The sequence below is a fragment of the Virgibacillus sp. M23 genome (assembly GCF_034190895.1).
Lineage (GTDB): Bacteria > Bacillota > Bacilli > Bacillales > Amphibacillaceae > Virgibacillus > Virgibacillus salarius.
Window position 1 is genome coordinate 21,912 of record NZ_JAWDHA010000027.1, and the last position, 22,224, is coordinate 44,135.

General features: G+C 35.8%; 24 protein-coding genes. 9 read left to right on the top strand and 15 right to left on the bottom strand.

Annotation, left to right across the window (positions count from 1 at the left end):
* Positions 1-93 precede the first annotated feature (93 nt).
* From RVS70_RS11945 to RVS70_RS11955, 3 genes are all read left to right on the top strand, one after another.
* Positions 94-525: an HIT family protein gene (locus RVS70_RS11945; RefSeq protein ID WP_121604859.1), complete on the top strand. Its 432-nt coding sequence runs from the start codon at positions 94-96 to the stop codon at positions 523-525.
* Positions 526-678: 153 nt separating this feature from the next.
* The gene (locus tag RVS70_RS11950) at positions 679-1,200 is read left to right on the top strand and encodes a tryptophan transporter (RefSeq protein ID WP_321133431.1); all 522 of its coding nucleotides are present in this window, start codon (positions 679-681) and stop codon (positions 1,198-1,200) included.
* Between the two features lie 120 nt (positions 1,201-1,320).
* Entirely contained in the window at positions 1,321-1,680 is a 360-nt protein-coding gene (locus RVS70_RS11955) for a YtxH domain-containing protein (protein ID WP_321133433.1), read from the top strand.
* A 133-nt stretch (positions 1,681-1,813) separates the two neighbouring features.
* On the opposite strand, the gene RVS70_RS11960 is transcribed toward RVS70_RS11955, so the two are convergent.
* From RVS70_RS11960 to RVS70_RS11975, 4 genes are all read right to left on the bottom strand, one after another.
* Positions 1,814-2,728, bottom strand: a complete 915-nt coding sequence (locus RVS70_RS11960; protein WP_034678821.1) for a glycine betaine ABC transporter substrate-binding protein — start codon at positions 2,726-2,728, stop codon at positions 1,814-1,816.
* A 93-nt stretch (positions 2,729-2,821) separates the two neighbouring features.
* A complete protein-coding gene (locus RVS70_RS11965; protein WP_026680585.1) occupies positions 2,822-3,727 on the bottom strand; it encodes a glycine betaine ABC transporter substrate-binding protein in 906 nt (301 codons plus the stop codon).
* Between the two features lie 70 nt (positions 3,728-3,797).
* On the bottom strand, positions 3,798-4,652 hold the full coding sequence (locus tag RVS70_RS11970) for an ABC transporter permease (protein WP_026680584.1): 855 nt from the start codon (positions 4,650-4,652) through the stop codon (positions 3,798-3,800).
* Complete coding sequence (locus RVS70_RS11975; RefSeq protein ID WP_026680583.1) at positions 4,645-5,844, bottom strand: quaternary amine ABC transporter ATP-binding protein; 1,200 nt, start codon at positions 5,842-5,844, stop codon at positions 4,645-4,647. The genes RVS70_RS11970 and RVS70_RS11975 overlap by 8 nt, the downstream gene beginning before the upstream one ends.
* A 360-nt stretch (positions 5,845-6,204) precedes the next feature.
* Here RVS70_RS11975 and RVS70_RS11980 point away from each other — a divergent pair, with 360 nt between their 5' ends.
* On the top strand, positions 6,205-6,693 hold the full coding sequence (locus RVS70_RS11980) for a GbsR/MarR family transcriptional regulator (protein WP_026680582.1): 489 nt from the start codon (positions 6,205-6,207) through the stop codon (positions 6,691-6,693).
* 271 nt (positions 6,694-6,964) lie between these two features.
* On the opposite strand, the gene RVS70_RS11985 is transcribed toward RVS70_RS11980, so the two are convergent.
* Positions 6,965-7,309, bottom strand: a complete 345-nt coding sequence (locus RVS70_RS11985; RefSeq protein WP_026680581.1) for a DUF1878 family protein — start codon at positions 7,307-7,309, stop codon at positions 6,965-6,967.
* A 209-nt stretch (positions 7,310-7,518) separates the two neighbouring features.
* On the opposite strand from RVS70_RS11985, the gene RVS70_RS11990 reads away from it, so the two are divergent.
* The 3 genes from RVS70_RS11990 to RVS70_RS12000 all read left to right on the top strand — a co-directional run bounded on the left by RVS70_RS11990 (position 7,519) and on the right by RVS70_RS12000 (position 9,915).
* Positions 7,519-8,073 carry a DUF3267 domain-containing protein gene (locus RVS70_RS11990; protein WP_026680580.1) on the top strand — a complete coding sequence of 185 codons (555 nt, stop codon included), beginning with the start codon at positions 7,519-7,521 and terminating at the stop codon, positions 8,071-8,073.
* 656 nt (positions 8,074-8,729) lie between these two features.
* Positions 8,730-8,915, top strand: coding sequence for a hypothetical protein (locus RVS70_RS11995; RefSeq protein ID WP_026680579.1), 186 nt, complete (start codon positions 8,730-8,732; stop codon positions 8,913-8,915).
* 103 nt (positions 8,916-9,018) lie between these two features.
* Complete coding sequence (locus tag RVS70_RS12000; RefSeq protein WP_026680578.1) at positions 9,019-9,915, top strand: peptidylprolyl isomerase; 897 nt, start codon at positions 9,019-9,021, stop codon at positions 9,913-9,915.
* A 91-nt stretch (positions 9,916-10,006) separates the two neighbouring features.
* On the opposite strand, the gene RVS70_RS12005 is transcribed toward RVS70_RS12000, so the two are convergent.
* The 8 genes from RVS70_RS12005 to RVS70_RS12040 all read right to left on the bottom strand — a co-directional run bounded on the left by RVS70_RS12005 (position 10,007) and on the right by RVS70_RS12040 (position 18,776).
* Positions 10,007-10,207: a sporulation YhaL family protein gene (locus RVS70_RS12005; RefSeq protein WP_121604856.1), complete on the bottom strand. Its 201-nt coding sequence runs from the start codon at positions 10,205-10,207 to the stop codon at positions 10,007-10,009.
* Positions 10,208-10,288: 81 nt separating this feature from the next.
* Entirely contained in the window at positions 10,289-11,245 is a 957-nt protein-coding gene (gene yhaM / locus RVS70_RS12010) for a 3'-5' exoribonuclease YhaM (protein ID WP_034678769.1), read from the bottom strand.
* 105 nt (positions 11,246-11,350) lie between these two features.
* Entirely contained in the window at positions 11,351-11,896 is a 546-nt protein-coding gene (locus tag RVS70_RS12015; RefSeq protein ID WP_026680575.1) for a GbsR/MarR family transcriptional regulator, read from the bottom strand.
* Positions 11,897-11,973: 77 nt separating this feature from the next.
* Positions 11,974-14,916, bottom strand: coding sequence for an ATP-binding protein (locus RVS70_RS12020; RefSeq protein ID WP_321133441.1), 2,943 nt, complete (start codon positions 14,914-14,916; stop codon positions 11,974-11,976).
* 9 nt (positions 14,917-14,925) lie between these two features.
* Positions 14,926-15,879 carry a DNA repair exonuclease gene (locus tag RVS70_RS12025; RefSeq protein ID WP_321133443.1) on the bottom strand — a complete coding sequence of 318 codons (954 nt, stop codon included), beginning with the start codon at positions 15,877-15,879 and terminating at the stop codon, positions 14,926-14,928.
* Positions 15,852-16,151, bottom strand: a complete 300-nt coding sequence (locus tag RVS70_RS12030; protein ID WP_321133445.1) for a metallophosphoesterase — start codon at positions 16,149-16,151, stop codon at positions 15,852-15,854. Before RVS70_RS12030 ends, RVS70_RS12025 begins: the two co-directional genes overlap by 28 nt.
* Positions 16,152-16,633: 482 nt before the next feature.
* Positions 16,634-17,884, bottom strand: coding sequence for an ABC transporter permease (locus tag RVS70_RS12035; protein ID WP_026680572.1), 1,251 nt, complete (start codon positions 17,882-17,884; stop codon positions 16,634-16,636).
* On the bottom strand, positions 17,877-18,776 hold the full coding sequence (locus RVS70_RS12040; protein ID WP_026680571.1) for an ABC transporter ATP-binding protein: 900 nt from the start codon (positions 18,774-18,776) through the stop codon (positions 17,877-17,879). The genes RVS70_RS12035 and RVS70_RS12040 overlap by 8 nt, the downstream gene beginning before the upstream one ends.
* Positions 18,777-19,473: 697 nt before the next feature.
* Here RVS70_RS12040 and RVS70_RS12045 point away from each other — a divergent pair.
* Complete coding sequence (locus tag RVS70_RS12045) at positions 19,474-19,659, top strand: YhzD family protein (protein WP_026680570.1); 186 nt, start codon at positions 19,474-19,476, stop codon at positions 19,657-19,659.
* A gap of 91 nt (positions 19,660-19,750) precedes the next feature.
* Here RVS70_RS12045 and RVS70_RS12050 read toward each other — a convergent pair whose 3' ends face one another.
* Positions 19,751-20,524: an enoyl-CoA hydratase gene (locus RVS70_RS12050; protein WP_121604853.1), complete on the bottom strand. Its 774-nt coding sequence runs from the start codon at positions 20,522-20,524 to the stop codon at positions 19,751-19,753.
* A 228-nt stretch (positions 20,525-20,752) separates the two neighbouring features.
* Entirely contained in the window at positions 20,753-21,112 is a 360-nt protein-coding gene (locus tag RVS70_RS12055; protein ID WP_026680568.1) for a YlbF family regulator, read from the bottom strand.
* Between the two features lie 160 nt (positions 21,113-21,272).
* Here RVS70_RS12055 and RVS70_RS12060 point away from each other — a divergent pair, with 160 nt between their 5' ends.
* Positions 21,273-22,166 (top strand): PucR family transcriptional regulator, encoded by an 894-nt coding sequence (locus tag RVS70_RS12060; RefSeq protein WP_026680567.1) that lies wholly within the window; start codon positions 21,273-21,275, stop codon positions 22,164-22,166.
* The last annotated feature ends 58 nt before the right edge of the window (positions 22,167-22,224 follow it).

A 22,224-nucleotide genomic window follows, 5' to 3' on the forward strand; every position in this document is an offset into this window, starting at 1 on the left:
TTTCAACTTTCTGTTATTTTCACAATAGAATTCTTTACAATGACGGCTATTCCTATATACAATAAAATAAAAAGCAGAGGAATGGTGATACGAATGAGTCATGAAGATTGTATTTTTTGTAAAATTATTGATGGAGAGATACCCTCCGCTAAGGTGTATGAGGATGAAGACGTCTATGCATTTCTCGATATTAGTCAAGTAGCTAAAGGCCACACATTGGTTATTCCAAAAACACATGTGAAAAATATTTACGAAACACCAGCAGAAGTAGCTTCTAAGCTATTTGAACGCGTACCCAAAATTGCGAATGCAATTAAAGATACGTATAAACCGATTGGAATGAACTTACTAAATAATAATGAGAAGGCTGCCGATCAGTCCGTATTTCACCTACATATCCATATTTTACCTCGCTACGTGGAGAATGACGGATTTTCTTCTAATTGGACAGTGCATACTGACGACTATACATCAAATGATTTACAACAAATTGCAAGCGAAATCAATAGCGCTATTAAATTGTAATAAACTGGCTAAAAATAAAGCTACGAATCTTTATATTCGATGACAAATTTGTTATAATAGCATTATACTCCTGCAGCTGACAATCAGTGTACAGTTGAGGAGCAAAGCGTTACTTGTTTAGAGCAGAGATAGCTGAGAAGAGGAGAGGTATAAATGAATACAAAAGCGCTGGTTACTTTGTCCCTATTAGTAGGTGTTGGTGCAGTACTGCATACAGTAGTTCCGCCGATAATTTTTGGAGTTAAACCCGACATGCTACTTTCTATGATGTTTTTAGGAATCCTTTTGTTTCCTACGTTAAAGCATGTAGCGATAGTAGCGATTGTAACAGGAATTGTGTCTGCATTAACGACGACAGCACCGGGAGGGCAAATCGCAAATCTTATTGATAAGCCAATTACTGCAGTTATTTTTTTACTTTTGTACCTGCTTTTGAAAAATCGCTTAAATAATTCGATTAGTGCCCCACTACTTACAGCAGTGGGTACCATGATTTCTGGTGCAATTTTCTTAAGTATAGCTTTATTCATTATCGGTTTAATGGATGGCTCATTCTTGGCATTATTTGGGCTTGCTGTATTACCAGCTGCATTACTTAATACAATTATTATGGCTGTCGTTTTTCCGATTGTACAGCGTATTATAAAGAGGTCACAGCCACTTGTATCTACTTAATCGATATCAAATCCTCTGGCACAATGTCGGAGGATTTTTTAAAAATTACTTATTAATTACGTTTGACACTATACCCCTTAAAGGTAAATATAACTATGAGGGGAAAGGAGCGAATAAATAATGACTAACAGTAAATCATTATTATTAGGTATCCTAGTTGGAGGGAGTGTTAGTGCAGCAGTTACTTTATTAAGCACTCCATCAACAGGTAGAGACTTTCGCAGCCAAGTAAAAAGCAAAAGTCTAGAATGGAAAGACATGTTATTGAATTTAAAACAAGATGGACTTCGTTTAAAAAAACAAATTCGTGCCACTTCTCAGGAGGGTGCGTCCTTAATTAAGGAGCTCACCCAAGATATGAAAAAATCTGTAGGTGATTGGAAAGCAACTGTAGAACCCCATCAAGAAAATATTCACCATTATTTAGAACAAATTGAGTCGAGTTTAAAAGATTTAGAGGAAAAAGTAAAAACACAGTAATCCCAAAAGGTTAAATCAATAGGAAAAGCACAAAAAGCTTACGCAAGGTTCCCCCTCAGTAAGCTTTTTGTGCTTTTTGAACAAATGTAGGAACTTCAGCGTCACTATCTTGCATAAGATATTCTTCTCCTACTTACTTTGACTTTGCTTGCAAGTCTTCAATCGAATCAATATCCATGTATTCTGGTACAACAAGCCCTATTTTTGCTCCTTCTAGATTTGCACCCATATCTACAAAGTCCTCCTTGAATTCATCATAGAAATCTTTGTGTGTCATAGGCATCCATGCAGCTAAGGTAGCATCTGCATCACCATTGGCAATAGCCTCAAATACAACTGCCACATCTACCGGAGTGATGGTCACATCAAATCCTTTTTGACGTAATACCTCTGCTACAACATTTGCTGATGAGCGTTCTGAATCCCATGGAGTAGACACTAACTCAATGGATACGCCATCTACATCTTCTACGCCTTCTGTCCAGGCTTTTACTTTTTCAGGATTGTCTTTTACCCATTGCTTCGCAACTTCTGCAATATCCTTACCACTTTCAGAGGCTTCATACATGATACCTTCCATGTCTTCAACGCTCCAATTGAATTGATCAATTAATTTATAAGCATTAGGCTTATCCTCTTTTAATCCTTTACGAGCTAATGATTTGATAACCTCTACATCGCCATAAATTCCTTTTGGATCTTCTAAATATTTAATATTATCAAATTTCGCAAACATCCAATGTGGATTCCAGCCAGTAACAACAATCGGCTCTTCATTTTTAATAGCATCTTCCAACTCTGTTACCATCGCAGCTGTTGATGACTGCTCTAATTCCCAGCCAGACAATGTTTCATATTCTTCAATTGCTTTTTCTGTCGTAACCGTTATACCTGCTCCTGGTTCAATACCAGTGATCGTGTAATTCACTGCTTCACTATAATTCGTTTCTTCACTAGCTTCCTTTGAACCATCTGCTTGCTTATCTTCCGATTCACTTGAACCACAAGCAGCTAATACAAATACAGATAGTAATCCAACACATAACATGGCTAACCATTTCTTATTACTCACCTAAACATCCTCTCATTAATTTATATCAATAGGAAAGCTGATACGATTTGTATCAGCTTGTCATTTTACTTATTCTACTCCTTTAACCCATTCATCTACTTTTTCTTGGTTTTCCTCTACCCATGCAGCAGCTGCATCTTCAGGAGAGGTTCCGTTAGAAATTTCAAGCATTACAGCTTCCATATCTTCAGTAGTCCAGTTAAATTGGTCTAGAATTTTATATGCATTTGGCATATCATCTTTAAGCCCTTTACGAACCATCGTATCAATGGTTTCTGCTTCACCAAATGTACCTTTTGGATCTTCTAAATATTTTAATTCATATTTAGCAAATTTCCAGTGAGGAGTCCAACCAGTAACAATAATATCTTCTTCGTTTTCAATAGCTGAACCTAATTCCGTTGCCATTGCTCCACTAGATGAGGTTTGTACTTCCCATCCCTTCAGATTGTCATAATCTGTTAAGGCTTGTTCAGCGGCTCCAACAACACCAGCTCCTGGTTCAATACCAGTAATCGTTTTGTTGGCTTGTGCATCTAAGTCTTCAATGCTATTTACATCCATATATTTAGGCACAACTAATCCAATTTTTGCACCTTCAAGGTTTGTACCAAGTTCTTCTACTTGATCACCATATTCTTCATATTGGTCAGCATGTGTTGCTGGTAACCACGCAGCCACCATACCGTCTGCTTCACCATTTGCGACAGCTTCCCACATTACAGCGTTATCAAGTGGTGTTAATTTCACATCAAAGCCTTGATCTTCTAAAACCTTTCCAACGACGTGTGTAGAAGCAATTTCTGAATCCCATTCAACATAAGCTAATTCAATTTCTTTTGCTTCACCTTCAGAAGCTGTTCCTTCATCAGAACCATTACCTGTTGACTCATCATCAGAGCCACAACCAGCTGCAAATAATGATAATGAAAGCCCTGCTACTAGACCAAGGCGTTTCCAATTACGTTTAAACATAATGCTAATCTCCCCTTTTATTTAAAATTTATATATGGAAACTTTTCATTAGAAAAGATACCAACATAGGTTATTGTTTTTGCTTATTCATATTTTGAGTAATTCGATCGATAATAATCGCAAGAATTACAATTCCCACTCCAGCAACAAAACCAGTTCCTACTTGAGCTCGTTGCAATGCAGATAGTACTTCTCTACCAAGCCCAGGTGCACCAATCATAGAAGCAATAACTACCATAGATAGTGCAAGCATCACGGTTTGGTTTATCCCTGCCATAATCGTCGTTTTTGCCATTGGTAATTCTACCTTAAATAACTTTTGTGCTCCTGTACTACCAAATGCCTCGGAAGCTTCAACTAATTCCTGAGAAACTTGACGAATTCCTAAATTTGTAAATCGAACGGTTGGTGGTGTTGCAAAAATCAGTGATGCAAAAACACCAGGGACCATACCAATTCCGAAAAAGGCAACAGCCGGTATTAAATATACAAAGGCTGGCATTGTCTGCATAAAGTCAAGAATCGGCGTAATAATTGCTGATGCTATTCTACTTTTTGACATCAGAATTCCTACAGGCACACCAATAATTACCGATAAAATACTAGCAAGTAATACAAGTGTAAAGGTACTCATTAAGTGCTCCCATAATTCTTGGTTATAAATAAACCAAAGTCCAACAATCGAAAAAGTAGCTAGACCAAATTTCTTACCGGAAATAAAGAATGCAATAACTGCAACTAAAAGAATTATGATAACCGGCGGAACAGATATTAGAAATTCAGATGTACTCTCCATAAAACTTCCGAAATGTTCTTTGATCGGGTCAAATAAAAAGGAAAACTTCTCCGTAATCCATTCCGTTGCGTCTTTCGTTTTCTCTGCAATCGGTAATTTTGGAACAAAATCTAATACATTATTAAGCATTTTCTAAATTCACCTCTCCATCACTGGATAGTGCAGCAAGAACTGCACCTCGAACAATAATTCCAATTAATTTTTCATTTTCCACTACAGCTACTGGAATTGGTGAATCATGGATAATGTCAAAAATCTCATGCATCGGTGTTTCTCTTTCGACTTTCGGAATATCATTCTTCAAAACCTCTGTTAAGTTATTAATTTCTTTTTTGCGAGCTTCTGATGCATCATCGGCGGTTATATAGCCTTTCAGGTTACGCTTGCTATCTACTACAAAAATGCTAGATAATCCTTCTTCGCGCATGCGTTCTAAAGCTACACGTGGACCATGCTTCTCCATGTTTACTGTTTCTGGGCGTTTCATAATATGCTGTGCAGTCAATACCTTTGAACGGTCAACGTCTTCAACAAACTTTTCAACATAATCATTTTCAGGATTGACTAAGATTTCTTCAGGTGTTCCGATCTGAACAATTGATCCATCCTTCATGAGTGCAATCCGATCTCCAATCCGTAATGCTTCATCTAAATCATGCGTAATAAACAAGATCGTTTTCTGCATAGTCGTTTGTAAATCTAGTAATTCATCTTGCATTTCTTTACGAATTAATGGATCTAATGCAGAGAAAGCCTCATCCATTAAAAGGACTTCAGGATCGTTAGCCAATGCTCGAGCAAGACCAACTCGTTGCTGCATTCCACCTGATAACTGACTTGGTTTCTGATGAATATAATCTCCTAAACCTACTAACTCTAGTGCTTCCTGCGCTTTTTTCTTACGATCTTCCTTTGGAACCTTTTGAATTTCCAAACCGTATTCAGCATTTTCTAGAATGGTACGATGTGGAAACAATGCAAACTTTTGAAATACCATACTTAGCTTTTCTCGACGGACTTCGCGCAATGATTTTTTATCCATCGTTGCTAAATTGTCTCCATCTATCATAATGGTTCCTTCAGTAGGCTCTATCAAGCGATTGATTAGCCGTACTAATGTTGATTTACCACTTCCAGATAACCCCATAATGACAAAGATTTCCCCTTCTTCAACAGAAAAGGACGCCCGATTCACCCCTACTGTGTTGCCTGTTTCTTTTAAGATGGCATCCTTTGACAAACCTTTATCGAGAAGCTTTAGCGTTTGCTTCGGATTTTTACCGAAAACTTTTGATAGATTTTTCGCTTCTATTACTGGCAATTCATTCACCTCTTTTTTCTATTTCAGCCCATGACCCATGATGAAGGGACTAATACTTTTCTATCAGGATAGCTACACAAAAATACGCGTGCAAAACTATCTTGCATGTTATATAGATTTCCACGAGCTCCGAACAAATTATTCAATTACTTTATCTACTATAACGATTTTAAAGATACAATACAAACTTTAAATTCTATTAGTTTTGTATATATTTTTTGTACAGTTTATACTGTAAGAACATTACATTAAATTTGCTTTGTATACCTCCGATTTCCTTTAAAATACTAGTAGATAAACAGTTTTTAATCATTGGGTAATTAGTGTAATCTTGATATATCAAGGCTTTAGGAGGATTTTATGAATAGACCTCAAACAGAAATAATCACCAATAAAATCATGTTGGAATTTTCAAAAACGGTAGAGATGTTCGGATTTACCCCGTTAGAGTCACGATTGTTTGCCTTTTTATACTTATCAGAAAAGCCAAAAACATTAGACGAAATGGCTGAAGCCCTCGGAAAAAGCAAAACTTCCATGAGTACGAGCATACGCTCACTTTCAGATCAGAATCTTGTAACACGTGTTTGGAAAAAAGGGGTCAGAAAAGATCTTTATGAAGCACATACGCAATTATTCAAGTCATTTATGAATTCCTATATTAGCAAATGGATAGATGCAGCGAATCAGCAAAAAGTATCTCTAGAAGATATTAATGACATCATTAAAGAAGGAAAGGATTCTGATTCCAATGCTAAGCTTTATCTTCATATGGAATCAAGGTTACATCATTTAATACAGTTCCATCAGCAAGTCGAGGATTTATTTCGCGAGATGAAGCAGGAATAGTATTTAGGTGCAATAAGCATGAAAAGAAATAATCGCGGACCATTGTTTATAGCAGAACAAAAGTAGCGACTGGAGCAAGTCAACGGGGGATAAGGAATTACGATGAGCTTGCGAGCTGATGATGACTTAGATTAGGGCGATTCATGAAGTCACCTAGTTTCTGGGCGCTTGCGCTGGACGCGGATCAACATACCCATATTTATCCACATGTTAATTTTTATAGTTTCCAGACAATAAAAAAGAAGATAATTTCAGTACATTATCTTCTTTTCTAACCCTTATTATTTTGTTTGATTATACGAATAAATTCATTCATGAGAGAGGGGTAGAAGCCTTCTCGTTGCAGCGCATTAATCGTACTATCCGGTTCAAGCTTTTCTGTTAACATACCTGCAAAATGAATAAGTAATGATGAGAAATGAATCAGACCTTCTTCTTTTTGTGCTTCATATTGTTCGTTAAGCTTCTCGAGGCGCTCCATTAGAATAGCAAATTCTTCTCTTGTTAAATTTCTTTCAATCACTAATTTCGTAAAGGGATATTCATCCATATCAATTATTTTGGAAAGTAGTTGTAAATGAAAAGCTGCTGTCTCAGCCTCATTGAAAGTGCCCACTTTATCATACTCCTCCCCTACTAGCACGCTTTACGTCTACCTTACATAGGCTTAATATTAAACGATCTATAGCAGCATGTCCTTACTTGTATTATAAACTTTTCTTAACGTCCAAAAAAAGTATAAAAAAAGTATTGATTTTTCCCTTTAATCGTACTATCATTCTTGAAGGATAAAAACTTCTAAGAAGCATGATGGAGGGATCAAAAATGAATTGCTGGAAATCAATCAACCTTGCAAAAGAATTTGGCAAAAGTCGTTTGTACCTTGTGTCTTTTTTAACTGCCTTACTCTCATTTATTTTTCTCTATGTACCTATTACATTGGCCCAAGGAACAAATGAAGTGAATGAACAGGGTATTATTCCTTTCCTGCTATTGCTTGTGCTGTTACCGACAGTTCATTCATGTATGCATATACTTCCTTTGATCCTGATGAATAAACGAATAAAAGTAATTTTTAAGATGAAATATAACGTTTTTCCTGTATTTTATTATTATACGAAATATCACTTAACAAAAAAAGCATATTTATTAGTTGCGCTAGCACCTACTATCTTAATTACGATACCTGGGCTAGTTGCAAGCTATTATTTTATCGATTACTCTGTCTATATTATCATATTGACGTCGGCCAATATCGGTATCGCATTTATTGATTTACTTTATGTAGCATATCTTTGGAAAGCACCTAAGCGATCACTAATAGAAAATAGAGAAGATGGTAATGGATTTGATATTTTAATAAGAGCGCATCAACACTAAGATTCTTCTGAGACAAAAGTAAATAAGAAACAATAAAAAAGAACTATAATTAGTTGTGATATTAATTATAGTTCTTTTTTAATTAAAATAAATGATTTAGCATCTGACTCCTGAATAAATGCGTAATCGCCCGATTAGAAACGTAGCGACTGGAGCTAGTCAACGGAGATAAAAGCATCACGGTGTGCTTGCGAGCCGATGATGATTTAGATTAGGGCGATTCGTGAAGTCACCTAGTTTCTGGGCGCCAGAGTTGGAGCACGCCCACATGAACAAATTTTATGATTTCTTATCTTTTGAAAAAGAAGCGCGCTTCTTCTCTGAGTGATGTATTGCTTCCGAAGTCTTCGTAACCCTACGGGAACAGCACAAGTCCGATGACCACTTGTAACTTTTTCCTTTATCAACTTAGTTGAGGCCATCTACGGAAAGCGAGTATATTTCTCAGGATATGGCGATGATACCTATATTAATAAAACGATTATACATATTTATAGTAATTTGTCCCATCCTCTTTCCTTTTTTCTTGAAACTTAGAATATTCTTCTCTGTTCAGAATGTTAATCTTTTGATACAGTAATGAATAGGATATTGTAGAATGTAATTATAGAGGAGAAAAACAAGTTGTTTGTTAAGTACGACAAGGGGGTCCTACGATGAATATTATCTTTCTCTTATATGGATTTATTATATTACTTATTTTTAATTCATTAACGCATCAATTCTGTCTAAAAATGGAAATGGAGACCTTAAAGCAAGGAAAAATGTTTCGAGTTATAAACATTATGGTAACCGTCTTACTTGTGTGTTCCTACGTACGAGTAATGAATGTAATGGTATAAGCACACCCTACTGTTTCATATAAGGCTGTATTTTTTATATCCTAATATGTTATATTTATTGTTAGGGGAGATTATTGTACAAGCAGATTAGGAGTGTTCATGTATGAAGAAAACAGCAATTGCTGTCACATTGACTGCAGGATTATTCACACTTGCAGCATGTAGCTCAGGTGACGATGAAGCGGTCGTGAAAACTAACGCAGGAGATGTGACAAAGGAAGAATTTTACCAAGAATTAAAAGATCGTTATGGTGAAAAGATTCTTCAAGAAATGGTAACTATCGAAGTACTTGAAGATAAGTACGATGTATCCGATGACAAAGTAGATGAAGAAATCAAGAAAATGAAAGACCAGCTTGGTGATCAGTTTGACGCTGCCGTACAACAGCAATTTGGCAGTGAAGACGCATTACGTAGTGTCATCAAAATCAGTCTACTTCAAGAAGCTGCTGTCTCAGAAGATGTAGACATTAAAGAAGAAGAACTAAAAGATCTTTATGAACGAAAAAACACTGAAATTAAAGCACAGCATATCTTAGTAGAAGATGAAAAAACAGCAAAAGAAGTCAAAAAGAAAGTTGATGACGGTGGTGACTTTGCAAAGTTAGCTAAAGAATATTCTACTGATACTGGGAGCGCCGAACAGGGTGGTGACCTTGGTTACTTCTCATCAGGTCAAATGGTACCCGAATTTGAGGATGCTGCTTATAGCATGAAAAAGGGCGAAGTAAGTGATCCAGTTAAAACCCAACATGGTTACCATATCATTAAAGTAAATGATATTCGTGATAAAGAAGAAAATATTGGGAAATATGAAGATGTAAAAGAAGATTTACGTCGTGAACTATTATCACAAAAAATGGATGCAACAAAAGCGCAAGAGAAAATTGATAATATTCTTAAAGATGCAGACATTGAAGTGAAGATTGATAAATATAAGGATATGTTCGAAAAGGAAGAAGCAAAGGAATCTAAAGAGGATACCGAAGCTAAAGGATAACTTTCAAACTTTAAAGGACTAGTCACAATTCGTGGACTAGTCCTTTTGCATACCATATGTCAAGATTTCTCTGTTAAACAGAAGCCCTTAATTAAGATGTTTCTTTTTCTTGCTCCTGCCTTTGCTTCCTTTCCCTTTCTGCCCGTAAACGATCCATATACACCTTTCCCTCTTTTTCAATAAATTGGTGCTCCAATTTTTTCTCGGCATGCATTGCTCGAAATGCCATAAAACCGCTTAGAAAAATAAATATGATCATTACGAATACCCACCAAGGCACTCCTAGTATCATCATTTAGGCCTCCTTGTCCATCTTCTCTACAAAATATATATGAAAAGAACATGAAAAAAATGCCCGTAACTTCATTTCTGTTTATTCTTCAAATAACGGCTTATAGAATGAACGATTGTCCATAGCAAATAGCCGTTCCGTAAATTCCCCTGGATTCACTTTATCAAGTGCCCGATTAAGCATATTCATTTTAGCATCAAATAAATCAATAAGATGCAATATTTCAGCTTCACGAACTAATGGTGGCTTTGGACTCCCCCATTCTGGTTTTCCGTGATGACTTAATACGAGATGCTGTAAGATCACAACCTCCTCTCCCTCAATCTGCATTTCTTTTGCTATCATTCCAATTTCCTCTACCATCATGGGAATATGTCCAAGTAATTTACCTTCGAGCGTATATGTCGTTGTCACAACACCAGACAATTCTTTGACCTTACCAATATCATGGAGGATAATTCCCGCATACAGTAAATCCTTATTCAATTCTGGATATAATTTATGCATTTCTTTCGCAATTGCCAGCATACTCACAATGTGGTGGGCTAAGCCTGATGCATAGTCATGATGATTTTTAGCAGCTGCTGGATAGATGAGTAATGCTTCCTGATACTTCTTTATAAAAGCCCGAACTATTCGTTGTAACGTAGGGTTTTGCATTTCAAATATAGCTTCTGTTAACTTCTCTATTAATCTATCTTTTTCAATAGGTGCTTTTTCTATAAAGTCAGAAACATGTACACCGTCTGTAGGCTGTGCAGGACGTAATGACAAAATTTTCAACTGTGCTTTTCCGCGAAATTGATTCACTTCTCCTGAGACTTTCACTATTTGTTCAGCAATGAAGGTGGCTTCATCTTCTTTTGTACTATCCCAAAGCTTTGCTTCAATCTCTCCCGTTGCGTCGCTTAGTATAAGTGTCAAAAAAGGTTTTCCATTACTTGTTAATCCTTTTGTAGCTTCTCTTATAAGTAGAAATCCATCATAGGAATCGCCAATGGTGACTTGGCCAATTCCTTTTTTAAGGTCACTATTCATTTGATTCTCCCCCTTAGATATTCGTGCCTGTTCTAGATTATCTAAACAAAAAGAGACTGACATTAAATAGCCAAAGCCCATTTATCTGTCAATCTCCGTTGTCCATTAATGTTTTGGAATATAGTCGAAGATCTTTCCGGATTCAATTACCTGAATAAACTTCATTAACCATTCATAATAATTCTGTGCATATCGTAGACGTTCAATATCTTTACTTATTTTATTTTTTAGGTTTTCATCATCTGTCTCTTCATAAATCTTTTCCAATTCCGCAATAGCTTCATCGGCTTCCTCGATGTTTGTCTCTGTATGATGGCGCCAACGGTTACCAAATAATGAAGTAAATGATTTATACCAATCTTCTTCTGATTGATACAAATCCTTTCGTATGCCTTTCTTAAATGTTGATTCAACCATCTTCATATCAGATAATGATCGAACACCTGTAGACATACTTGTTTTACTCATTTCTAAGGCATCGCGCATATCGTCCAACGTCATCGGTTGATCTGCAAAATATAAAACACCGTATAATCTTCCAACAGAAGATGTGATACCATATAAATTCATATTTTTAGCAATGACTTGAATGAATTTTTCTATTGTCTCATCATATAATTCCCAATCTTTTGATACATTTTCCTCTGGCAATGGATGTCCCTCCACCTGCATATATATATAATCTGCAAATAGTTTATCATTATTTGTTAATTAATGCGAACAGAATTTCATAGATGTATATAACTTTTATTTTCTGAAGCTTCAACCATTTCTTTTTTACATGTAAAAACAAGGACTTGCTGCTGTTTAGCAATACGATTTAAAATGTTTATTATACGTTGCGTACGAATAGAATCAAAATGGACAAATGCATCATCTATCATAAACGGTAGTGCATGCCTTTCACTCATACTACTACTAATCGCTAATCGCAAGGAAACATATAACTGATCAATCGTTCCCTGTGATAACTCCTTTATCGTAAAGCGCGTGCCATCATTTCTCTCTACCTTAAACGGAACATCCTGTGATGGAGGATATACTTTTTGATATCGATTTCCGGTCAATTCTGCAAAAAATAATGACGTTTCCTCGATAATTTCGCTCAAATATTTATCGCGGTAAGACCGCTTCGTTCTGAGTAGTAATTCTTTGGCCGTTTTCATAACAGCCCATTTTTTTACTAACTGGTTTAGTTTTTCCTTATCTTGCTCTATAAGATGTATGGAATCTGAATATTCTTCAGACATTTCTATTGAGGTTATCATGGCATTACGATCTGCCAAAGTCTGTCTGCCTTTTTCTAGAGCTTCTTCTAAATTGCTTATGCGTTCTTTTGTTTGCTCTAACTCCATTCGTAAGGAATCTGCATCCATGTCCTCTTGCGTATAATGCTGCCAAGTAGTAGCCTTAAACAAGGCAGAGAGTTGACTTTCCAGCTTTGCTCTGCTATTAGTTAAGGTACGTTTTTCGTCTACTATTTTGGCCTTCTTATAGAAATCCTCCTCTGAATTAACCTCGGCAATTGTAAATAACTTTGCCATTTCTTGTTCATAGGTTTTCATTTTTTCATTCAGATTATATTGATTTTCCATTGTCTCCTGAAGTAGTTGCTGATTAAAGTCTAGTTGCTTTATCGTTTCATCGTTTTCCTCAACGATATGGATAATCCAATCATACTGCTGTTTAATGGGTTTACCTTTCCCATCCCGATTTACTTTTGATAAAAACATTGATATTCTATCTGACATTTTTTCTAATGCTTCTTGATTTTCCGTAATTCTGTCTCTATATTCCTGCAATTGCTTCGACATTCTAATACTATTTTTTAGTTCATGGAAAAATTCCGGCCAGTAAGTCGGATTAATCTCCTGTAAAAAGGGATATTGTTCGTGTTGTTCCTTCATTTGATTTTCGATCCGTTGATATCTTTCCATATGCTGGAACTGTTTTTCTTCCCATTGTAATAAGGATATTTCGGTTGTTTTTAGCTGCTCTTGTAATGACCGAATCTCATTCTTTAACTGCTGTTGCTGTTCAAGCTTACTTTCTAATTCTAAACATTCCTTCTCCGTGACGTTATTACTTGGCTGCGGTTTTTCTGAATGTAGCATATGATCAATTTCAGCTATTGATTTTTTTTGCCAAAACCATTGACCTACACCTGTCATCAACACAAACATAGCAATTACCAAGAATAAATTTCGTTCTATTGTTATTGCGACCAGTAAACAAATCAAAGCTGCTGAAATTGCTGCTAACACAATGTATTTTGCTTTTCTTTCTTTCATTAATTTCTTATACTGCCAGTCTTTACTTCGTTGGTTTTGAACATGGTTTATTTGCTGTAGCATTTCCGAATGCTTAACAGATTTCAACTGATGTTGCCATTCATCGATTGTTCTCTCTGGATAAAGATTTTCTCTTCCAGTATCTATTTGATTCCATAAGATCGTTCGCTGTTTGTTAAGTTGGTTACGTTCTATATCTAATTGCTCTTTTTCAAGATCAAGCTTATCCAAGTCGTTTTTTATATGCTTCCAATGCTTTTCTGTGTGAAAGGATAGATGAGTGTTTTGTAAGTCTTCTTCATTTAAAGAAATGTTTAGATTTTCTAACGTTTTTTCAATATGTAGCTGTTGCTTTTGTAATGCAACCTGCAGTCTGTTATTTTCTTGTTGGTACGCTTCATAAGAAGCTTTATCCGCTAATAAATCCTTTGCTTCCTGTATAATAACTTCGTTTACTTTTCTCTCCTCTAATGAATGAATCGTTTCGGATAACCGACGTATATTTTCATGTGAAACTGCATTTTCACTTTTAAGTGGTAGTAACAACTCTTTTTGCTTTTCCAATCTCTCTCTGCCACTCTCCGGAAAAGCTAACACTTCAGGTAAGTGTTGTAACCGTTCCATAACTGCTTGATATTCCTGAATAATTGGCCAAGCATGATGCTTCTTTTCCAACTTAATTCGCTTTGCCGTTTCTTGTTCTAAATCAATTCGAAGCGCCTGTAGTTCCTTTTCTATTTGCTGAGCTTCTAATTTCTTATTTCGATAGGAACCTTCCGATTTTTTCCATTTATCTAAACGTTCTTGCATTTGCTGTAAATTACTTAATTGCTGGTTAATCGCTGGTTTTTTGCCGTATGGTTTATATAACTCACCTATTTTAGAATCCAATTGCTTCTCAACGGTATACAAATTCGTAGAGCCCGTCATACCAATGCCTAAAATAACATCCCCCAGATCATCTTCTTTCATCGTTGTTATAGTAGCTAAATCATTTGCAGAAAATGAAAAGATTGATTGGTAGATAGCATAATTCATTCCTTTTAAACGTTCTTTTAACCATTGCTCCTCTTCTTCATTGCCATCAGCAGTGTAACAAACAGCAGCACCATTTCGTACTTCATGAAATCGCTCAATAGTAAATCGTACTCCCTTATCAACAACGGTAAGTCTTCCCCCCATTTTCCCACTCGTTTTTGGTCGATAAAACTCTCGTTGCTTAGGTGGTAAACCAAAAAGCATAAAAAGAATGAAAGTATGTAAGGTTGATTTGCCTGATTCGTTTTCTCCATAAATATACGTTACCTGTTGGTTTGAAAAATCGATCGTATCGTCTACCCATTTACCAAAGCCAAATATGGTAGCTTGTTCAAATTTCACGCTCTTCCCTCATTCCTTTAATAGCTCATAAATAAGTAATTCTTTAACAGCTGTTTTCAATGCCATCTCTTCTTCTATTGTTAATCGTTCCACAAATTTACGAGCACGTTTCTGTTGATATATTTCGGCAATAAACGGTTGAATGGATTGATTGTCAATTTCATAGAGTAATTCACTAATGAAATGATCTCCCTTGTATAATTCTCGATCAAAGCTAGCTACCTTTTTACTCACGCTATATCGAAAAATATAACTCCAAACCGATGATTGTATCGTTGCCTCATTTATTAACTCCATCATTTCTTCCATCCTACCATCCTGTTGCCATTTAGTTATTCGTTGATCCGTACTTATTAAAGTTAAATCAATTAATTGTGGTGTTGAATAGGTAAGATTATTTACATGCTCCATTAATACCGATTCCACTTCATGTACGGAATTACATGGGGATACATTAACAACAAGTGGATTAATTTGAATGGCTTGCAGTGGAATGAAAGCCAGATCAGTCGTTCCTTCATTTAATACAACATGATAACAACCTTTCATCCCTGTTTCTTTTCGATTTCTGCCTTGGATATTTCCAGGATAGACTATTGCAGGAGTTTCTTTTAAAATTTGTCGTTTATGGATATGACCAAGCGCCCAATAATCGAAGTGCCTTTCAGATAGTTCTTGTACTTGAAATGGCGCATACCTATCATGTTCTGTATTACTTTGAACACTTCCATGTAGCATTGCGATATGAAATGGAACTGAAGTATCGGTTATTTGAAATTCATTCACTTTATTTGCTACTACAGCACGATTCTCATAACTAAAACCGTAAATCAAAGCTAATACCTCTCCATTTCGTTGGTACGGAAAAGGTTGAACCTCTTCCTTTGAAAATATATATACATTATCGGGATAGGCTACAGGATGTTTATTCCCATTTATGTAATCATGATTTCCATAAGACATGTAAACATAAATTTCATGATTCTGTAATTTTCAAATGCTTTCTTTAATCGTATTTGAGCTTTTAAACTTTGTTTTTCATTATCAAACAAATCTCCAACGATTAACACGAAATCAACACGTTGATTAATAGCGGCTTGTACTAAGTTATCTAATGCTACAAATGTACTCTCCCTCACCTCTTTAAATATAGGGTCAGGTGTATTTGCTAATCCTTTAAACGGACTATCCAAATGCAAGTCAGCAGCATGAATAAACGATAATTGCTTTGACATATAAATTCCTCCATCTTTCTTCATTTTAGCAAACAACCGAATAGAATGCACGTTCGATTAATTACATACAAAAAGATAGCTGTCCGTATAATCAAGCAATTTCTGCTGCTTACAAAGCTTTTCAAGATGGCAAACGATTTGTTAGCTTACCGTCTTAATGAATAACGAGCGTATGAACCCCCGGCATAGCCAGGGGTTTTCTAACATGAACAAAAGCGTAACCGCCCTGTTAGCAACGTAGCAACTGAAGCGAGTCAACGGAGATTAAGGAAGCACGGTGTGCTTGCGAGCCGATGATGACTTATCGTCAGGGCGATTCGTGAAGTTACCTCGTTTCTGGGCGCCGGAGCTGGACGCGGCTCAACAGGCCCATATTTATCCACATGGGCTAATTTTATAATTTCCTGGACTATAAAAAAACTTGTAGAAAACGTAAAGGTTTTCTACAAGTAAAGGTCTATCAATAGGCAAACGATTAACATTTATTCTTTTTTTGATAGCGCGATTGCCTTTTTAAAATCTTTTAAAGAGCTGGATCGACCGTACATCAGCACTCCGCCTTTATAAACTTTTGCACCTAGTAATGCTAATAATACTATCGTGGCTACAAGTATACCGATAGATAAAGCTACCTCCCAAACAGGTATATCAAGCATTCCAACTCTTAAAAACATAATTATAGGTGAGAAAAATGGTATGAACGATGTAATTTGTACTAAACTCGACTCTGGCATACTTAATCCATAGATTGCGATAAAGAAAGCAATCATGATTAAAAAAGTCATCGGCATAATTAACTGCTGTGCATCTTCAATCCTACTCACCAATGAACCAAGCATAGCTGCAAGGGTTCCATAGAGTAAATACCCTAAGATAAAAAATACAATGGCATACACGTAAATAGATATAGACATGTCACCAATTCCAAAATACGTGAAGACTCCCTCCGTAAGCTCATCTTGCTTTGAACGAATTTGTGTATAACCGACTACGAGCAGTAAACCAATTTGAGTCAATCCCAACAATGCGATTCCAATAATTTTAGCAAACATATGAGTGACTGGTGACGCACTTGAGATTAAAATTTCCATCACCCTTGACGATTTCTCTGTCGCTACGTCAGTAGCTATCATGTTTCCATACATGATGACTGCCATATATAATACGAACATCATCACATAAACAATTCCCCGTGCTTGATTTAACTCTTCATCTGTCTTTGCCGTTTTATCTAGTGCAACTGTTTGAAAGGATACCGGGGCATTAATCTCCGCTAATGTAGCTGCATCAATCTCTGCTTGTTCCGTCGCATAGGATACCTTCAATTGCTGGAGTTGTTGCTCTATAAACAGCTGATTTCCTGTTTCCGATACATTATTTGCATAATAGGTCGCTTCGGGTAATTGCTTTTTATTGATCGATAAATTTATAAATGCCTTATATTCCTCATTCTGTACTGCCTGCTTTGCTTCTTCTACCGTTCCATTATAGGAAGTTAGTTCAACTTTTTCATTCGATTGTTCTACAAGCTCATTCAACGGTTCAAAAAGTTCATTGGAATCATCGATAACGACTATCTGATCTGCTTTATCATTAGAGAACATGTCTATAATGGACTGAATATTCACCAGGCCAATAATTAATAGTAACGAAAGTAAGGTGGTAATAATAAATGACTTTGTTTTAATTCGAGTCATATATGTGTGTCCAAGGATAATCCAGAACTTATTCATAAGACGCACCCACTTTCTCTATGAAAATATCATTTAACGAAGGTTCTTCTAATTCAAATTTACGAATAAATCCTTTTCCTTGCAGCGCTTGAAATATATCCTGCGAAATTGCTTCACTTTCTATTTGTAAGCGGCAACCTTCCATTACATTCTTATAGGTCACCACTCCAGGAAAACTTTGCAGAAAATCCAATGGAAACGATGCATGAATAATTAAATTTTTCCTACCATATGAGCGTTTAATATCCTGTAATGACCCTTGAACAACCTGCTTTCCTTTATGAAGAATGCAGAGATGCTCACATAGCTCTTCCACATGCTCCATGCGATGAGAAGAAAATACTATAGATGTTCCCTTGTCTTTTAAATCGATTACTGCTTCTTTAAGCATTTCAACATTGACCGGATCAAGTCCAGAAAACGGTTCATCTAAAATAACTAATTTAGGTTGATGAATGATGGATGAGATGAATTGAATTTTTTGCTGATTACCTTTGGATAGCTCTTCCACCTTCTTATTCATGTATTCTGGTATCTTGAATCGTTCAAGCCATCCCGTTAGTTTATCTACTACTTCAATTTTTTTCATACCACGAAGCTTTCCTAAATAAATAAGCTGGTCTTTAACGGTTAGCTTTGGATATAGTCCTCTTTCTTCTGGGAGATACCCTATTAAATGACTTTTATCATAATGTATGGCTTCACCATTCCAAGAAATATTTCCTTCTGTTCGATCTAATAAGCCTAATATCATTCGAAATGTTGTCGTCTTACCTGCACCATTTCCCCCAAGGAAGCCGAACATTTCCTTTTCAGGGATCTCTAAAGAAAGTGCGTCTACAGCCGTATGTGAGCCAAATCGCTTTGTCACATCTTCTATTTTTAGCGTCATTAAAACCCTTCCCCCTTTTCTTTAATCTGTACTACGATCCAAATGGTTAATTGTTTCATTTTAGCCTGAGCTTTTGCTACGAAAGCAGAAACGTAATGTGCAACATCCTACGAATAACATGACTATAAACCAAGAGAAAATATATATTACATGCTATCCTAAAGCCTTGCCTTAAGTTGATTAGTTTCTTGTAATAGTGAAAATTCAATCAATTGGGGGTTTGGTTTATCCCCCAATATTGGTTTCACATGATTGCTTCAAGTAAGAACCTTAATGCCATATGTGGAATAACACTCTGTACCAAATAGATATCAGAGTCCTGCTCGATTAGCGAGAAATCCTCCTTTAACACCTATCATCCCTATCAAATATAAAATTCAATCAAATATCTTCGCAAGTAGTAATAATAAACTTAATTTCACCTTTCTCTCTTAAAATATTTGCTCATCGGGAAACTTGTGACTTTTATACTAAATCCACCCTACGTAACCGTTAATCCTCCCGTTTTTCTCGGATCTATGTTTTCAAAGTTAGCTATTTCACCTTATAATAAGGTAAAATTTACACACAGTATACATACTAATCTTTTAAATTATCAAGTCTACTTACACGTTAAAGAAAAGGGGTTTTAATGAAGGAATTTACGCAGTCCTGTCGAATATATATAAGTAAGTTACTTCAAGGAGGAGCATATGTTATGAGAAACTATACACTAACTGTATTTAACCGTTCAGGTGAAAAGCTATTGGATGAAACATATACCGCCGCTAGTGATGATGAAGCAAAAGAAATTGGAACAGCTAAACTAGAAGAGGGAGGTTACCTTGAATATACACATCGCTGTGTTACTCCAGAGGCTAAATTAATATTATTTCATCGATAAATTCCCGCCGTTTTTTCTTCAAAGATCCATAAGCTCTGTTTTCACAACGAAACCGATTTTCTATAACTAGAAAGTCGGTTTCAACATGTACTTATTTCCCTTTAAATACCGGTTTTCGTTTCTCCAAAAAGGCTTTAACCCCCTCCTGATGATCTTCCGTGTTTCGTAGTTCCCATTGCGATTGCTTCTCTTCTTCTAAATAATAACGTAATACTTCCTTTTGCTTGGAATGATATATCATTTTGGTTTGCAGCATGGCAGCTAATGGTGTTTCTAATAGTTGATTGGCCAACTTAGTCGCATGAGGCATCGCTTTATCCTCTGCTGTAATGTCAACCAACCCCATTTGTTTTGCCTTTATCCCATCCACTTGTTTTAATCCCCAAATAAATTGCTTTGCTTGCTGTGTACCAAGCCGTTCCTGTAACCAAAAATGACCACCGCCATCAGGTACAAGTCCTACACCAATAAATAGCATGCCTAATTTTGCCTCTTTCTGTGCAACAACAAAGTCAGCAGTTAAAGCAATACTTAAACCCAATCCAGCTACCGATCCATGTATAGATGAAATAATAATTTTAGGCATCATATATAGTTTCAATACAATTTGTTCAATCATTTCCATAATATTATCAAAGTACGATTTATCTGAAAAACCCTTCATCATTGAAATATCTCCACCAGAGCAAAACGCATTTCCTTCTCCTGAAAGAATCACAATTGCATCATCATTTTTTTCAACTTCTTTTATAGTTTGTAACAGTTCTTCCAACATTTCTTCATTTAGTGCATTATAACGTGCTGCCCTGTTGAAGTAAATATATGAAATGCAATCTCTACTTTCGTATATAATCGTGTCTCCCATCTTCTTTACCCCTTTCTGATTTCTATATGTAACCATTCGCTAATATCTACCGATTATCCTGCTTTTAGCAATATTACTTTAATTTTTAAATGGAAAGGAATTTCAGTAAAAGGAGTTTCATGTTTGCTCACCGTTTTAAAAGCTTGGATGCTAACAGTTTAATTAATAAACGTCAAAGAGCGTAGAAAAATACACTTTTTCTACGCTCTACATGCAGCTTTTAACTTATTATTCGTTTTTATCCTCTGATGTACCATAGAGTTCTTCTAAAGGTTTTGTAATAATTCTGCTCACATCATTAATAACTAGATTAAGGCGTTGCTCCTCTTCCATTAATTTAGATATATCTTGATGCTGCTGAACTAATTCAACAACTTGTCTTGCTTTTTCAACTTCTTCTTCAGTAATTTCTTGTCCCTGCATTTGTTTCTCTTGCAAGGCCATTTGAGTATCACGAAAATTATCAAACATCTGCTTTGCAGATGGGTCATTCATTACTGCATCATAGGCAGTTTTTAAGCTCTTAAATTCTTCACTTTCTCGAATTGCTTTTTCTAAATCATAAGCACTATCATAAATATTGGGCAAGACAAATCCTCCTTCATATTTCTTACTCTCATTTACTATAACAAACGAAATACGTCGTGTATAGCGTTTCAAATTTTGCAGTCAATTCAATTATTTATTTTTAAATAATTTTTCGACTGTTATAATAAAAAAAAGCACTGAAGAAAATGAGGGTTTGCCAATGATTGAACAACTAAAAAATATTTTCCCTTCTCTTATTGTCGATAGTGAAGAAAAAGGTTATGTTAGTGAAACCTATCAATGGTTTTTAACACATAATGGGGAAAAAATCGGCATTGCTAAGCAGGAACTATCGGAAAAAGATGGTCGATTAATGCGTACATTTTTAACACCGTATCAAGGACCACCTCTCACTAAAAAGGAAAAAGTATGGAAGCAAATCATTGATCAAAATTTCACGGAAGCTCCTACTTCAATTACTTCTCCCTATCGCTTTGTTTACTTTTCTATGAATAAAAACCAGATAAATCCGGGAGTATTTAAAGAGTCAATACAAACATTGTTCGACTATTCCGTTCCCATCATATGGGAAAACGAACATGAAGGTATTCTTATCGAAGAGAAGCCCATCATAGCAGAGGAGAGTATATCTTACGAACAGATTATTGATATATTAATGAGTGATTTATACGTTAATATTCACTTCTTTGTTGGTCCATATTCCAAGAATTATAAAGATGCTAAGCATCAGTATAAGAGCTTGTTAACCTATGCTAATAGGATATTAACCTATACAGATAAATCGGTAATAAGCTACAAAGAAGCAATTCCTCACATTCTGGTTGGCTTCTCAGATCAAGCATTCAGAGAATATATCGCTGAAACGATTCTACAGGAATTCACCGATGACACCGACTTATTACAGACTATTCACACCTTCCTTCAATGTAATTTAAATGTTTCTGTTGCTGCGAAGGAGTTATATATGCATCGAAACAGCCTGCAATATCGGTTGGATAAATTTATTGAAAAGACTGGTATCGATATTCGGCAATTTCACCAAGCCACAACTGTATATTTAGCATTACTAGCAAATATGCACAAAGAAGATTAATATCTTTGTGCATGTTTGCTGTTTCTATTTGTCCAGGCTTTTTTTATACTATAACTAA

What these genes read in the sequence shown, in the direction of transcription:
- RVS70_RS12035 (WP_026680572.1), bottom strand. Translation starts at nt 17,884, where the DNA reads ATGAATAAGTTCTGGATTATCCTTGGACACACATATATGACTCGAATT.
- RVS70_RS12040 (WP_026680571.1), bottom strand. Translation starts at nt 18,776, where the DNA reads ATGACGCTAAAAATAGAAGATGTGACAAAGCGATTTGGCTCACATACG.
- RVS70_RS12060 (WP_026680567.1), top strand. Translation starts at nt 21,273, where the DNA reads ATGATTGAACAACTAAAAAATATTTTCCCTTCTCTTATTGTCGATAGT.
- RVS70_RS12030 (WP_321133445.1), bottom strand. Translation starts at nt 16,151, where the DNA reads ATGTCAAAGCAATTATCGTTTATTCATGCTGCTGACTTGCATTTGGAT.
- RVS70_RS11960 (WP_034678821.1), bottom strand. Translation starts at nt 2,728, where the DNA reads ATGTTATGTGTTGGATTACTATCTGTATTTGTATTAGCTGCTTGTGGT.
- RVS70_RS12025 (WP_321133443.1), bottom strand. Translation starts at nt 15,879, where the DNA reads ATGTCTTATGGAAATCATGATTACATAAATGGGAATAAACATCCTGTA.
- RVS70_RS11955 (WP_321133433.1), top strand. Translation starts at nt 1,321, where the DNA reads ATGACTAACAGTAAATCATTATTATTAGGTATCCTAGTTGGAGGGAGT.
- RVS70_RS11970 (WP_026680584.1), bottom strand. Translation starts at nt 4,652, where the DNA reads ATGCTTAATAATGTATTAGATTTTGTTCCAAAATTACCGATTGCAGAG.
- RVS70_RS11980 (WP_026680582.1), top strand. Translation starts at nt 6,205, where the DNA reads ATGAATAGACCTCAAACAGAAATAATCACCAATAAAATCATGTTGGAA.
- RVS70_RS12000 (WP_026680578.1), top strand. Translation starts at nt 9,019, where the DNA reads ATGAAGAAAACAGCAATTGCTGTCACATTGACTGCAGGATTATTCACA.
- RVS70_RS12045 (WP_026680570.1), top strand. Translation starts at nt 19,474, where the DNA reads ATGAGAAACTATACACTAACTGTATTTAACCGTTCAGGTGAAAAGCTA.
- RVS70_RS11965 (WP_026680585.1), bottom strand. Translation starts at nt 3,727, where the DNA reads ATGTTTAAACGTAATTGGAAACGCCTTGGTCTAGTAGCAGGGCTTTCA.
- RVS70_RS12050 (WP_121604853.1), bottom strand. Translation starts at nt 20,524, where the DNA reads ATGGGAGACACGATTATATACGAAAGTAGAGATTGCATTTCATATATT.
- RVS70_RS11950 (WP_321133431.1), top strand. Translation starts at nt 679, where the DNA reads ATGAATACAAAAGCGCTGGTTACTTTGTCCCTATTAGTAGGTGTTGGT.
- RVS70_RS12005 (WP_121604856.1), bottom strand. Translation starts at nt 10,207, where the DNA reads ATGATACTAGGAGTGCCTTGGTGGGTATTCGTAATGATCATATTTATT.
- RVS70_RS11995 (WP_026680579.1), top strand. Translation starts at nt 8,730, where the DNA reads ATGAATATTATCTTTCTCTTATATGGATTTATTATATTACTTATTTTT.
- RVS70_RS11945 (WP_121604859.1), top strand. Translation starts at nt 94, where the DNA reads ATGAGTCATGAAGATTGTATTTTTTGTAAAATTATTGATGGAGAGATA.
- yhaM (WP_034678769.1), bottom strand. Translation starts at nt 11,245, where the DNA reads ATGAATAGTGACCTTAAAAAAGGAATTGGCCAAGTCACCATTGGCGAT.
- RVS70_RS11990 (WP_026680580.1), top strand. Translation starts at nt 7,519, where the DNA reads ATGAATTGCTGGAAATCAATCAACCTTGCAAAAGAATTTGGCAAAAGT.